The following is a 15,629-nucleotide window of genomic DNA, read 5'->3' as shown; positions in this document are numbered from 1 at the left end:
GATGACTATGTTTAAAAAAACCGTTGCAGCCTTATTGTTGTTAGGGACCAGTCAGCTCTTTGCAAACGCAGAATCCGATTTATCCCATTTTTTTAATAATTTGGGGTTTGATGCCAATGTGACGGGATCGCATGCTTATCAAACACAAGCGGCAGGTTATGCAGCCCTTGGTTCGGTGTATGCCCGTAATCAAGTACGTACCATCCGCCTTGCGCATGTGGATGTACCTGGAATGCGCTCTGGTTGTGGTGGCATTGATCTCTTCGCAGGCGGTTTTTCCTTCATCAAGTCGGATCAGATTGTGAAGTTCATGCAAAATATTTTATCAGGAGGAGCAGGCTACGCATTAAACCTGGCTTTAGAAACAGAATTGCCTGAAATTGCACATGCGATGCAGTTTATGCAGAAACTGGCGAATGAAATTAATGGCACCAATTTTAATTCCTGTGAAATGGGTGAAAATTTAAGTGCTGCGGTGTGGCCGCGAAATAGGGCGGCACAACAGCGTCTTTGCGAAGATTTGGGTCGTCACAAAGGAACCTTTACGGATTGGGCCATGGCGCGTCAGAAATGCTCCACAGGCGGTGAAGCGGATTCCATATTAGCTGAGGCTAAAAATAATCCTGAATACAAGGACCGTGTGTTAATCAACACCAATATTGTTTGGGATTCCTTACAAATTAATCAGTTTATTGCACAAGATCCCAAATTAGCGGAAGTATACATGTCCATTTCAGGAACCATTGTCTTTAACGCGAAAGGGGCGTTAATGACTTACCCTTCGCTTGCAACCAATCAAGATTTTATTAAAGCCTTGTTGTATGGAGGAAAGTTACCCAGTTACCACTGTACTGATACAGGGCCACAGTCGCATTGCTTATCTATTGATACCACAAACACGCAAGAAATCAGTGCCAAAAAAGCCTTAGTGGCTCAAGTCCAGGAATTACTGCAGGGGATTTATGACAACATTAAAATGGGCAAAGAGTTATCCGATAAGCAAAAGGGGCTGATTGAGTTAACACAACCCGCAGTTTTTAATCTTATTTCCGCCAATGCGCAACAAAACACCGGTATTCAAGGCAGTTATGAATTGGCTCAAAGTGTGGCAACTGATTTATTGGCACAATACCTTTCCAATTCCCTCGATATTATTCGCGCTTCGCTCTCAGGAAAAGAACTCGGCGCTCACAATGAAGAGCGTTTATACAAAAATCTGCAGACGGCACAACAGTTTGTGGCGCGGTTTAGCACGGAGAGCCGTGAGCGGTTTAATGCAGCGTTACAGACGAATGAATTAATCCGCAATAACGTCAAACAAGCATTAAGTGCATTAACACCCACCTTAAGAACAGCCTATTATGGAGACGCGCAATGAGTCTTTTAACCATTTATACGCCACAAAATGGGGAGTATCTCAAAACAGTATTGGATGCCATGGTCACGCTGCTTGGCACCTCAACCTACAAATCGGCTCAGGACATTGTGAGTATTCTTGCTGTAGGGGTGGTTGGGTTTCAATACGTCAGTGGTAAACGAATTCAAGCCATTAGTCGTTATGTTTTGTGTACGTTTGTCTTTTTGTTCTGTATTTTAGGCATCAAAACGCCAGTGGCCATCATTGACATGCAAACGGCTGATTCAGCGGGGCTTGCACTTACTGTAGATAATGTGCCATTAGGAGTAGGGCTACCTGCAGCACTTATTAGTGGCATTGGGTATGGGATTACTAAAGTGTTTAGTGATGTGTTTCATATGCCACAGGATTTAGATTACACACGAACTGGCATGTTGTTTGGTTCACGTACCTTCTTAGCGTCCACCAGTTCTAACTTGTCTTTGTCACCTGAACTCTCTCGTGATTTGTCCACTTACATCAGGCAATGCATTTTTTCAGCCAAACTTTTGGGGAGTCAGCAAATTTCACCCAATGAAATGAAGCACAGCTCGGATTTAATTCGCCTGTATTTTGAGCATCCCTCTCCTATTTATCGTGTCTTATTTCATGATGGCACTAATTTGAGCTGTATTGATGCAGCAGCACGTTTAAAACCAGAATTGAATATGGGAATAGAAAAACAACTCGTTCATTTATCGAATATTATGACCAAGGGGGATAAAGAGAAGTTTAGTGATGGTTTGGCGGCAGCTCATTCCTATTTTATGAACGTGTCCAAAGATGCAGCCCAAGTACTCACACAAAATATTTTAATTAATGCCACCCGAGAATCAGCCCTTGATGCCTTTGCTTTTGCTGGTGCGGATGCTGAGCTGATGAATTACACCAACAGCTCCAGTCTGCAAAAAATGCACGTGGCTGAAGCGAATAGTTTTTGGCTTGCAGGATATCGGCTTCCTTATTATATGACCGTCTTTTGGATGCTGACTCTGTGTATTTTCCCTTTAGTGATGTTACTAGCGCTAGTGCCCGCCATGCATGGGGTATACATGATCTACATGCAAACCCAAGTGTTTTTATGGTCTTGGCCTCCGATGTTTATCATTATTCATTTTTTTGTGTCATTAGCGTCTTCTACCACACTGACTTTATTTGGTTCTAAAAATGGCGGGGTTACTTTTTCAACCATTGACTCCATCGCCAGTATTCAAAGTAGCTTTGCGTATACGGCAGGGGGCTTGGCTATTAGTGTTCCAGTGATTGCCCTTTTTATTGCCAAAGGCTTACCTAATTTATTAAGTGCTGCGTCTCAACATCTAGGAGGAATGGCCCAATCATTATCTACTGGAGAGGCTCAATCGGCCACGCAAGGAAATATTTCCATGGCGTCTTACAGTGGTTGGAACATGAACTACAACAACATGCATGCGAATAAATGGGATACTAATTATCAGCATATGGAAGGACGAGCTACTGTTCAAGCGGATAATGGTGCGTTGCTCTCGCAAGGATTGGATGGGTCACGCGTGATTAACGCACAGTCTGCAATGAGTCAGATGGCAACGCGATTACACGCATCCGACAGAATCAGCGCTTCATTGCAAGACAGTGCAAGCCAATCGTTCCAAAATGCCCAATCGCATCGAACCAGTGCAGATTCTCATTACCAACAAGCGTTGAGTGGACTCTCTCAATTTAATGAAAGCGATGCCAGCGAGGTGCGCGAAGGAACGGGTATTAATAGAACGCTCAGTAATGCGTTGAATCAAGATATTCGTCAAATGCACGATGCGGTTAACCAATACAATCAGCATCATGACAAATCAGGACAGGTGTCGTGGGATGCGGCGGTTTCGGCCAGAATTGATACACGCAAAGGGGTATTTGGATCGTTCGCTCATGCAGTCACGGGTATTTCTGGGGAAGCGAGCACGAGTTTGAAAACAGGTTTGTCTGCTTCTAACTCGGTTCAAGCCTTTTTTAACTCCAGTGAAGGTCAATCATTCTCTAGCGCATTAAGCCACATGGAGTCTACAGCCAAGACGCATCACTTGGATGCCAATGATTCGTTTAACTTGTCGAAATCGGAACAAATCGCAGCCAACCTATCTCAAGGACATGCTTTATCTGATATGGCCTCAGCAGAATACAGTAAGGGCGAACATTATCAGCACATGGCTAACCGTGTGAAAGAGCACTCAGACGGTATGGATAGAGTATTGGATCAAGCGTTTCACGATTGGGTGGTGCAGCATCATGGGGTGCAGGCAGAAAAGGCACTGATGGGGACAGATGCTTCGAGCTTGAGTGCACAACAACAATTGGCCGATCAGTTTATGAGTTCTTCCCAAGGACAATCGGCAGTAAAAGAGCAAGTAAGCCGCATGATCCACTCATCATCCGATAAGGCTAAGAGCCAATTTGAGGCGCAACGTGCTTCGATGACAGCACATCAAAAAGCACTAATCAACCAAGCCCATCAGGATGGTTCTGGAGACGTTTTAAATAAATCGCAAGAGCGACATTTAAGCCAGGTGCAAGACAACACCATCCAGCAAGCTCACGATCTGCGTATGGAGAATCGAGAAGATTTATCGAAAGCCTATCAACACCAAGAGGGCAGTACACAAAAGGAGATTAAAGCATCTGAAGCGGATTTAGCGAATCGGCAAGCAAAACAAAAACACGATTATGTGGACAATGAGCGTTGGTACAAGGAAGGGCGTTATGAATAAGCAAACATTCGCGCTTACGCGTGCGCCTAGTGCATTGGTTTCTTCAAGAAGAGCGGTCAAATCGATGGATTTAAAATCATGAAACAAAGTTCTTTGCAAAATATGTGGCAATTTATGAGTGGCGGTCAGATTTTTGACTATAAAACCAAAATGATGATTCAGGTAAGTCAACGTATTTTTCACTGGGCTGTCTTAGGTTTTGTCGTACTTTTTTCGCTGATTATGGCATTTTATGCCTCCTCTGAATTAAAGCTGGTGGTGCTTAACCACATTTCAAGGTTCCTGGTTAAATTCCATTACGGGGAGTATGTATTATGGACAAGTCTCAATGGGAGTAAAATTACAGCGCTTTTTTATCAAAAAAGTCCCCTTATTCAAGCATCCGTGCAGCAGGCTTTGGATGCTCTTTGGAGAAAAGCGCAAGTTTCTTTATTTTTTGGTGGAGCGGTGTATTTGTTGATTACGCTGTTGTTTTCCCGTTTCTTTATTAAGTTAGGTGAAAAATACACCAAAGATCAATTTGTTTCCGGTACGCGCTTAGCTCTATCGCCTAAAGAAACCATCAAATCGGTCAACGAATCACAACGTGGCGCTTCAGAAATTAAACTTTTGAACCGACTTCCTATGCCTAAGTATTCTGAAAAACAAGGGATGTTGTTTCATGGCACAACTGGTGCAGGAAAAACGCAAGCCATGATGATGCTGTTGGAGCAAATTAGGGCGCTGGGCGAGCCGGCAATCATCTATGATAAAGAATGTACCATCAAACCTTATTTCTTTGATGAGCTCATTGATGTTGAACTCAATCCCATTTCAGAATTATGTGCCAATTGGAAAATGTGGCGAGAATGTGCCAATCCGTTGGAGTTTGGCTCCTTTGCCACTTATTTAATTCCTAAATCAGTTCAAGGCAGCGATCCGTTTTGGGTTGACTCTGCAAGAACCATTTTCACCTCGATGGCGTGGAAAATCAGGGATTATGCAGAAAAAGATCCAGTGTTTCTTCTGCAGTTATTACTCACCACCTCATTGGAGGAAATCAGGAACATTCTCAAAGGTACGGAATCTGAAAATCTGGTGAGTAAGGAAATTGAAAAAACGGCCATTTCCATTAAATCAGTGTTGGCAACCTATACCAAGGCGCTGCGCTTTCTTGAAGGGCTTGATAAATCGGGTAAAGAAGATTTTTCGATTAAAGAATGGATTGAAAATACAACCGATCCTAAAAAATACAATAAAGGGTGGTTATTTATTACCTCACGCTCCAAATACCATAAAGAGATAAAGCCTTTAATTTCTCTGTGGTTAGGACTCGCTATGCAAGGGGTGCAATCCTTGGTGGCTAATAATAAGGGGCGTATATGGCTTGTCATGGATGAATTAGCAAGCCTGCATCGTTTAGAAACCATTTCAGACACTCTGGCTGATATCCGTAAATTTGGAGGTTGTGTTGCCATTGGCATTCAATCCATTGCGCAATTAGATTTTATCTATGGAACTCATGAGGCCGGAGCCATTGCGGATCTACTCAATACATCCATTTATTTTAGGAGTCCAAAATCGAAAGTGGCTAAGTGGGTTTCCGAGGATTTAGGCCCACAAGTGATTAATGAGATGAAAGAAAGTCAGTCTTATGGTCCTGATTCGGTTCGTGATGGTAATACGGTGGGCTCGCAACGCACTAAAAGAAATACGGTTGAAGAGGGCGATATTATGACTCTTGATGACATGGAGTGTTATGTCCGTTTGGTAGGAAATCATCCCATCACTCGTTTGAAAAACAAATACATTGAGCGTAAAGAAATTTGCGTACCACTTGTTGAGCGATCCATCAATTTTGATGCGTTGGAAAAAGTAAATCACCGCGCGTTAATGGTCCAAAATAATCCTCAAAGAAATGAGGATGTTAAAAAAATCCATCAATTTGAAACATTGGCGCATGAGGTATCGGATAAGGATTTAGTACCTCCACAATCACCTTATGCGGAACCCAAAGATCACGTTACAGCCAACAAAAACGACACTGATGCTATTGAGTTGCGTGAGGCCTCCATTGTTATAAAAGAAATTTTTTAAGCCATCCAGGGAGGTATTATGTTGACCTTAAATAAAATAAGTGCGGCTAAAGACGCGCTGCATTATTACACCAATCAAGATAATTATTATTTAAGCGATCGAGATTCGCTCAACAGTCTGTCCCGATGGATCGGGCGCGGTGCGCAGAAGTTACAATTGTCCGGTGAAATTGAGCCTTCGCAATTTTTGCAATTATTGGATGGACAATTACCCAGCGGGCAACTGCTGGGTATTATCGATAAGGGAGTACGTCAACATCGTCCTGGCACTGATGTGACCTTATCAGCGCCTAAGTCCGTATCCATTTTAGCCCTGGTGGGGCAAGACGCGCGCTTGCTTCAAGCCCATCAAGAAGCCGTGAACATTACCTTTGGTCGGATTGAGCAGCTGGCAGCAGAAGCACGCATTACATTTAATGGCGAAACCACCTTTGAAAAAACCCGTAATTTAGTAGCAGCCATGTTTGTCCATACAACCTCTCGTGAATTAGATCCCGATTTGCACACGCATGTACCCATACTCAATATGACTGAGCGTTCGGATGGATTATGGCGTTCTTTATCGTCACGAGCAAAAAATGATAAAGAACATCTGGATCATGGTTTTCGTGAATTAATTTATTCCAACCAGCATTATTTGGGATTGGTGTACATGTCCTCTTTAGCTAAAAAAGTTAAGGAGCTGGGCTACGATATTCGCATTAAAGACAGGTACGGTAATTTTGAGATTGTAGGTATTAGTGATGAGGCTATTACTGCTACATCCAAAAGGCGCGTGCAGATTCTTGATGATATGAAGGAACGCGGTACAAGCAGTGCCAAGGCTGCCGAGAAATCTAATTTATCGACGCGCAACCCAAAAACTGAAATAGACAGTCAAGCGCTGCATCAACAGTGGGTAGATGAAATTAAGGAGCTTGGTATTGATTTAGGCACGATTATTCAGGATTCCAAATTAAATAGCGGACGAGGAGCGGTTAAAAGCACTCACACCACACCTTTAAGCCCTGATGCGCAAAAAGCAGTGGGTGATGCACTGGCTCATTTGTCCGAATATTCTACTCAAATCCAGCATGGGGCTTTGGTGCGCCAGGCTATGACTTTTTCAGCAGGTCTTGTTGGCCATGAGGACATTGAACGGGAAATTGGATCTCTTTTGGAGGCAAGGGCACTCCAGGGAAAACCCTTGGAATATTATACAACGGCGCATCTTCTTGCACGCGAGAAGGACTTTATTGCAAAAACTACCAACGAGTTAAAAGTAAGCTTTTCGATTCCAGTACCAAATCACGGGCTCTCTTCGCAGGTATTTAAAAATAACGAGCGCATTCAAATCATTGATGTAGCCGGTTTTCGGTGCGAGAAAGAGCTGATTCAAGACATGGTGCATCTTGCAGAAGCGCATTTTCTCAATTCTTATGTACTTCATCCTGGTAGCCTAAAAACGCAGCAACTTCGAGCAGACATCAAACATTTGGATACAGGATTTATTTCCAGGATTAAAAATTTGTTTAAAGACGATATTGTGCATACGGTGTCTGGATTTCAATATCATTATGGGAAGCACATCAAATCATCACCGTTTACGAAAAAAAAGCAAGATTTAGTGATTGTTCATGATGCACAAAAACTTTCTTTTGATGATTTATCCGCGTTAAGCGACATCACTCAAGCACACAGAAGCAAACTCATTTTATTGAATAACTCGGCAGGAACATTGGGTTTTAGTGCAGGAAATCCGATTAAGCTATTAAAAGAGCAGGGCATTCATTCGTATAAATCGTTAACAGCCCCTATCAAAGGAGCGCTTAAGCTCTCGATTGGGAAACAAGCAAATGAATCCATGAGTTCTGCTTGGCTTCAATTAACGCCAGAACAACAGCAAAAAAGTGCACTGGTTGCCTTGAATAACAAACAAAAGGAGACTTTGACGAGCCAGATACGAGAAGGGCTGGTGCAGCAGGGGCAGTTATCAAGATTAATGAAAAAGGTAACTGTTTTGGCAACAGTCTCATTGACACAAACGGAAAAAGGACACGCTCAGTCTTATAGAGTGGGCGATAAAATCACATTTTATAATGAAGGTCGAATACCGCAGCACTATAAGGTGTGTGACCTTGGTGCCAATGGGCTGCATTTAAAAAATGCCCAAGGCAAGACAAGTCTGTTTGCTTATGACACTAAAGAAGACTTTAGTGTATCACGAGAAAAAATACTAGAGGTCGCTGTTGGAGAACGGTTAATCAATGAACAATCATTATATCATCAACGAGTCAAATATGCGCCTAAGAGTTCGTTTGTTGTGTCAAAAATTACTGAAGAAGGCATCTATGTACGCCATGAGTCCAACACCTTATTTTTGACTAATAAAGCGTTGTCTGAATACCATTTTGATTATGATTATTGTAAAAAACCGCATGAGATAAAACCAGACACCACACAAGTGTTTATGGCGGCACGACCTTACCAACTCAATCGTAACCTTATCGGAGAAATCGGTGAACACGCGCAGCATGTGATTCTGTTTACTGATGATGGGCAAAAAGCACAGCGCTTTTTAGAAAAAGAACAATTAAAATGGACCGCCTATGATGTGCAACAAAAAAAGCCAGATTTAGTCTACCGTGATATGGCCTATGCCAATAAGGCACTGGAACGAGAACTTAACTCGTTAATTCATCACCTGGATCTAAAATCAGAAGACAAAGAACACATTGTGGCCACAGCGCTCACGTATGCGCTTGCTAAATGCACGGAACGCAATGCAGCCTTTAAACACAGTGATTTAATGACCCATGCTTTAATGCATGCATTAGGAACGGCAGATTTTGAAGACATTGCTCCATTACTTAAAGGGCGAATAGCAGATTCCTTAGTTTATTTGGATACCTATTGGACGACCAAAGAGTCGTTAAACATTGAAGAGGCGATACTGCAGGCTAATTACAAAGAGCAAAATACGGTAAAGCCCATTGAGTCTTCTGCACAAAAGCTTTTGTTATTACCTGAAACCTTAACGCAAGGACAAAAAGATGCCATCACGTTGGTGGTGAGCACATCCGACCGGTTTGTATCCATTCAAGGGCTTGCGGGTGTTGGTAAGACCACAATGATGCGGCATGTGAAGGACATTGCTGAGAGCAATCAGTTTCAAGTACTTGGATTAGCACCTACGCATAAAGCCGTAGAGGAGCTCAATGCGAATGGCATCCAGGCGCAGACCATCGATAGTTTTTTGCGCAAGGACGGTGGGTTGGGTGCCAGTTACTTAGTCATTGTGGATGAAAGTTCCATGATTGATAATGAGAAGTACCATGCCTTACAACAAAAGTGCATTGATTCCCAATCGCGAATGGTGTTTACAGGGGATATTACTCAGTTGCAATCGCTGGCTTCAGGGATTCCTCATGAGCTTACCATCAAAAGCCAATCGCAAAAAACAGCATTTATGACGGAGATTGTGCGCCAAAATCCGAATCCTGAATTAAAAAAAGCAGCGGAGTTTGCATCACGTAGAGAAATTGGGAAGGCTTTTGAACTCATAAAAAACATTAATCCAGAAGAGTACGTGCAGCGAAAGACACCGGTACAGGGGTTGAATCATTCATCACTGATTGAAATTAATTGTACTGATGAGGAAGGAAAAAAGGACTATAAATCCATTTACCGTGCAATTGCTGCAGATTTTCTTAGCCGAACCCCTGAGTGTCAAAAAAATACGCTAGTAGTTGTTCATGCTCATGAGGACAGAACACCCATTGAAGTGTTAATACGTGATGGGTTGCATAAACAACATCAACTACACAGTCAAGATGTACTTTGTAAACGGTTATTCCCAATCAGTATGGATCAAGCCGACCAGGTACGAGCACAATCTTTTGAGCCAGGTGATGTCATTCGGTTTGGTAAAAACTATTCGGTGGCTAAAAAGGACGACTATTTCACTATCAAATCCATTGATAGTGAATCAAATAAATTGTTCTGTGTTGATGAGTCACAGGTTGCGTTTACAATCAGCGCTTCTATTTTACCCAAAACAATGCCTTCCTTCTATAAATTGCACGAACGGCCTTTAGCCTCAGGGGATCGGATTCGATTAAAACGAAATGATGACGCTCGCGGCATTATTGCCAATGAAGAATATACGGTCACACAGGTTTTTGGTGAAACAGTAGGCTTAAGCAACAGTAAAAATCAGGTCACGCTGAATTTAAAAAAACAATCAGATCTTCATTGGGATTACTCCTATACGAATACGGCTTATTCCAGTCAGGGTGCTACATCCAAGTTCATGATTGCCTTGGAATTGGAGGACCGTCTTGTTGTAACCACCCATAGATCTCATGAAATTGATGCAACTCGTGCCAGCCATCAAGCAACATTTTATACCGATAATTTCGAGGGGTTAGTCAAAAGACTTGAAGATCCCCTGAAACAACGCGATGCGGATAAAACCTCTGCTGTATTTACCGAAGAGGATTATCGTTTTAAACAACAGAAACAGCAAAGAATCAGTACGCAGTTAATGAATCGAGCTCAGGAGCACATTCTGGAAGAACCTAAGGAACAGGTAAAAGATTCTCCACTCATAAAAAAATATGAGTCTGCTCAAAAGCCGTCCATTAATGCGGAAGAACTGTATAATGGATTATTGAACGTATCTGATTCTTTAGTTAAAAGCCTTTTAGGAGAGCCGAATCATCGATTATCAACCCAATCCGAATATCGATATGGAGCCAAAGGAAGCTTGAAAATTGATCTTGATTCAGGTCTTTGGCACCATTTTGAGACAGGGGAGTCGGGTAATTTATTTCATCTTATTGAACGTGAGAAGGGTTTATCCGGTTTTAAAGAAACTCTGGAGCATGCAGCGCAATATATCCATTACATTCCTGAATACGAGCGTAAAGCACCGCAAAAATTGAATGAGAAAAAAGAGAGGGGAGTCAAAGAAGGGAAACGTCAACTGGCCCAAAAGTTATTTCAACAATCACAGCCTATTCAAGGCACTATCGCTGAAAAATACTTAATCATTCATCGCGGATTAGCTCATTATGAGCATGCTGATTTACGGTTTTGTGGTTCGGTATACACCAAGACCCAGGATGGGAAAAAGCATATTCCTGCTCTTTTGGCTTTTAGTAAAGATGAACAGGGTAACATACATCATGTTCAGATCACCAAATTAGATCCTCATTCTGCTAATAAAGATAAGTCGTGTGAATTTGTGAAACAAACGTTTGGCTCAATCAGCAATTATTTTGTCAATTTAAATCACCATGGTAAAGGCGATATTGCTTATTTTACCGAAGGGGTTGAGACAGGATTAAGTATACTTCAAGCCAATGAACATGCGCGTGTGTATGCAGTATTGGGGAAAGTAAATTTTTCAAATATTGATCCAAAAAATAGTCCCAAACAGGTGATTATTTGCCTGGATAATGATGGAAAAGACACCTATAAATACGCAAAGAACGAACAAACCAATGCGATTATAAAAGCAGCTCAGAGATTGCATGATTCTGGTATCCACATATCCATTATGATTCCTAAAAAAGAAAATACCGATTTAAATGATGTTCTTGTTAAAGAAGGAAAGGACGAGCTAAAAAAACAATTAAATCGGTGTATGAGCTTAGAGGAATTTAAAAAACAATGTGCTTTAGAAAATAAGGAATCGGAGCTAATAAAAATAAATCAGGATAGACAAATTCAGTCTTTGATAAAACAAGAACGCAAACTTAATGCACAAAGCGATAATCAGTTTATAAGACTCAATCAAGGATTAATTAATGAAATTAAAGACCGTGTTTACAACAAAGATTTTGTAGAAAATATTCGTACTTTTAATAAATCACAGTCTAATCGAGAAATGGAGCGCGAGCTTTAAAAATTTTTAAATGAATAGCCTGACCTGAACCATACATGTACTGAATTTTTTTTCATTAGGACATTTCTGTGCAACTTATTCATGCTTAACAGTTTAATATGCTAAAAATCGGAGTGTGACAATCATTGAAACGAAAAGACCCACAAAAAGTTAATATGTTTTCGTCCCAAAGGTGACAATTTAGCATGATTAAGATGATTAATAAAATTACACTGCTTTCGCTGTAAAAAAATAGTAAAAAAGTTATTTATAAGATTGTTGAATATTTTTTATATATAAAATATGTACAGTATTTCCATTTAGGCAGAGAAGGCGTGGTCAAAGCAAAATCTGCAGGAAAACATAAGGGAGTAACTCTGTTGTTAAAGATTTACAAAAAGAATTGACACGTCTTATCATAGAGCTGGCTAAGCACTAGCATTAGTGAGGCTACTGCATAAAATTTTAAAAAACAAAGAAACCCTCGAGAGTTATACGATAAATACCATAGCTCAATACCAAATAACAAAACCAATTTGGATGATAAACATCCTCCATTATAAGGCCTCAATAGATGAATTATAGCCAAGAGATCCCATCAACATTAAGCCATTTTATATGGCGCTATTTACAGATTAAAAAGAATAAGCGTCTTATGATTGGTATACTCGCGATGATTACAATTTTTGCATTAGAAGGATCCATCTCTCCCTATTTATTAGGGAAAATGGTTTCTATTGTGAGTAATTATAATTCAAGTAAACAGTTTTTATCGCTTATTATCTGGCCTGCCATATTTTATGCAATCATGCCAATGATAACTAACATTGCTGTTAGATTAAAAGAGTATTTTGAGGCGTGTTTATACCCTTCAATGAAATCGGACATTAAAAAAGATATGTTTGAGTACTTATTAGGTCATTCCTATGAATTTTTTGAAAGTAATTTCTCTGGTACATTAACAAAAAAAATAATAGACATTTCTGAAAGCATTGAGGAGTTACTTAAAATCGCCTCAGGCTGGATCTATAACTCTGTTCTTGGAATTTTAATTGCTGTGCTAACTCTGTATGTATTTGTGGGTAGTATTTATGCATTAATTCTCTTTACATGGGCAATCCTATTTGTAGGTATCTCATTTATTACTGCGGATACTACGCAGACCTCCTCAGCAGAACTAGCAAGTGCCAAAACAAAATTAAGCGGTTACCTTTCTGATTCTATTAGCAATATTTCTAGCACAATATTATTTTCAGGTAGTACCAAAGAATCTAAAACGATTCAAAAGGCGGTAACTGAAGTAGCAAAATCTGAGAAAAAAATACAATGCCAAACGATTAAAGTGTTTTTTTACCAGGGCTGTTTAGTAACTGCATTAACGTCAGCATTTGTGTGTGCCCTAATTTATGGCGCTCAAAAACATTCTATTCATGCAGGTGATTTTGCTCTAGTACTTAGTATCGCACTCTCATGTTTGATGATGATATTCGGATTAGGACAGCAAATTTTGAAAGTACATCAACTTATAGGTGCATGCAATGATGCATTAAGCTTCATTAAAATTCCGCATGCCATTATTGATAAACCTAACGTCCCTCCATTACAGGTTTCAAAAGGTGAAATTATTTTTGATAACATAAACTTCTCATACCCTAATTCTGCACTCCTTTTTAATCAACTTAATCTATCTATTGCAGCAGGAGAAAAAATTGGGCTTGTAGGTAAGTCAGGCAGTGGTAAATCAACACTTTTGAAATTATTACTGCGTCTTGTAGAACCATCTTCAGGAAATATCGTTATTGATAAACAAATGATAAGCGAAGTTCAGTTCAAATCTCTTCGTTCACAAATAACAATTATTCCTCAGGAAACGCAATTATTTCATCGAAGTATTTTTGATAATATACACTTTGCTAACGATACTGCAACCAAAGATGAAGTGATTAGTGCAGCAAAAAAAGCAAATTGCCATGAGTTTATTATGAACTTGCCAGAACAATATAACACACTCGTTGGTGAGCGTGGTTTAAAACTTTCGGGTGGACAAAAACAACGCATTTCTATTGCTAGGGCATTCCTTAGAAATACGAAAATTCTAATTCTTGATGAGGCAACCTCTTCATTAGACACTGAAACTGAACAAGCCATACAAAAATCATTGCATGAAGTAATGCAAGATAAAACAACTTTGATTATTTCACATCGACTTTCAACCTTAAAAGAAGTGGATACTGTTGTAGTACTTGACAATGGGAATATCATTGAGCATGGTAGCCTGGAACAGTTAACAAAAAAACCGGGCGGTGTTTTTTCAACTCTTTGGAAAACTCAAGTGGGAGGATTTATATTTGCAGAATAAAGTGATGTTAGTTTGCCTCGCTGCTCATGGTAGCAAGGAATCACTTTCTTGGTAGGTAATTGGATCCCATTACTGAGATCCTGTTACCTGCCTTTTAATAAATTTGGAATCATACGTTCAATCAGGGCTAATGCAGTTTCTGCATCATAAGCACCAATTTTAGACAAATCTTTGTTGTATACACTGTATAAAATTTCAGTAATAATTTGTATGGAGCGAACACTATTTTCGAGTAATAATTGGGTTGATTCATCTGTCTTTTTTTCTAAAGATTGCAGATAAATACGTGCTCCAAATGATAGCATTTCTGCTGCAGTTATATTTAATTCGGTGTTATTTGTTTTTGCTATTTTATTCAACGAATGAAGAGTATCTGCACCAACATCAATAGTTATTTCCATAACGATTCACCTTCTTCTATAGGTATTGTTTTAAGTCCAATTCCGTTCATTTTAAACCGAACTTCTTTATAAGAATTATTCTGAAATCCTGAGAAATTATCGTTTAAATATTTGATGGTTTTTTGTTTTATTTCCTTCAAGGAATCGTCATTAATATTGGATGAAATAACTAAGCTTTGATAATGATTGTGATACATCAAATGGGGTATGGATGCATGAATTTGTTCAATCATTTTTCTTATATCTTGCAATGGATTTTCACTTTTTTTATGTGGTGAAATTTCATTATGCAGGCAAAATTCTAAAAGAAATTTTAATGCTTTTGCTGGCGAAATATCTGATGAGCCTCGTTTTTGTAAATCAAATTGATGTGCAATTTTATTTAAGTACTCCCGCTCATATTCTGAAATACGTAAGGTAATGACGTCATTTTCTTTCATAGAGGGGCTCATTTATTGAATCAATACAAGTATACAATAGTATTATTTATGTATACAACTGTATTTTTAAGTTGATATCCATTGATTTTACAAGGGGTCTATGTATACAATTGTATACATAGGGATTTTACTTTAAATTACTCGTTTTTAAAGAGTTGTTTAGTTATTTGTATATAAATCATATGGTTATGCGCAAATTCTTTAAAGCAATCACATTGCGTGGTGTGTGGTGCGACAAGAAAAGTCGCTGTTTTGAGTTGTTAATCGGAAGAAATTCCGAAAACCATTTGTGTCGTCAGATGAACCTACGAGAGTTAATAAAGCCTCTCTGACAACGTAGTGAAACTACGG

7 protein-coding genes are annotated in these 15,629 nt (G+C 39.8%); 5 read left to right on the top strand and 2 right to left on the bottom strand.

All coding sequences use genetic code 11. From position 1 onward, the window contains the following. Positions 1–7: 7 nt before the first annotated feature. The 5 genes from ACWTEW_RS23060 (at position 8) to ACWTEW_RS23040 (ending at position 14,437) form a co-directional block, all read left to right on the top strand. The gene (locus tag ACWTEW_RS23060; protein WP_454783396.1) at positions 8–1,378 is read left to right on the top strand and encodes a conjugal transfer protein TraH; all 1,371 of its coding nucleotides are present in this window, start codon (positions 8–10) and stop codon (positions 1,376–1,378) included. Then, complete coding sequence (locus ACWTEW_RS23055) at positions 1,375–4,134, top strand: conjugal transfer protein TraG N-terminal domain-containing protein (RefSeq protein ID WP_454783395.1); 2,760 nt, start codon at positions 1,375–1,377, stop codon at positions 4,132–4,134. The genes ACWTEW_RS23060 and ACWTEW_RS23055 overlap by 4 nt, the downstream gene beginning before the upstream one ends. Before the next feature lie 78 nt (positions 4,135–4,212). Beyond that, the gene (traD, locus tag ACWTEW_RS23050) at positions 4,213–6,210 is read left to right on the top strand and encodes a type IV conjugative transfer system coupling protein TraD (RefSeq protein WP_454783394.1); all 1,998 of its coding nucleotides are present in this window, start codon (positions 4,213–4,215) and stop codon (positions 6,208–6,210) included. Between the two features lie 18 nt (positions 6,211–6,228). Further along, positions 6,229–12,099: a conjugative transfer relaxase/helicase TraI gene (traI, locus tag ACWTEW_RS23045; protein WP_454783393.1), complete on the top strand. Its 5,871-nt coding sequence runs from the start codon at positions 6,229–6,231 to the stop codon at positions 12,097–12,099. Between the two features lie 553 nt (positions 12,100–12,652). Next, positions 12,653–14,437 carry an ABC transporter ATP-binding protein gene (locus ACWTEW_RS23040; RefSeq protein WP_058460614.1) on the top strand — a complete coding sequence of 595 codons (1,785 nt, stop codon included), beginning with the start codon at positions 12,653–12,655 and terminating at the stop codon, positions 14,435–14,437. Between the two features lie 83 nt (positions 14,438–14,520). On the opposite strand, the gene ACWTEW_RS23035 is transcribed toward ACWTEW_RS23040, so the two are convergent. Beyond that, positions 14,521–14,838, bottom strand: a complete 318-nt coding sequence (locus ACWTEW_RS23035; RefSeq protein ID WP_115684391.1) for a hypothetical protein — start codon at positions 14,836–14,838, stop codon at positions 14,521–14,523. Further along, entirely contained in the window at positions 14,829–15,278 is a 450-nt protein-coding gene (locus ACWTEW_RS23030) for a hypothetical protein (RefSeq protein WP_058460617.1), read from the bottom strand. Before ACWTEW_RS23030 ends, ACWTEW_RS23035 begins: the two co-directional genes overlap by 10 nt. Between the last annotated feature and the right edge of the window lie 351 nt (positions 15,279–15,629).

This window comes from Legionella stuttgartensis, assembly GCF_977063405.2.
Note: the sequence above shows the minus strand (reverse complement) of the source record. Positions and strands in the feature narration are given on the sequence as shown.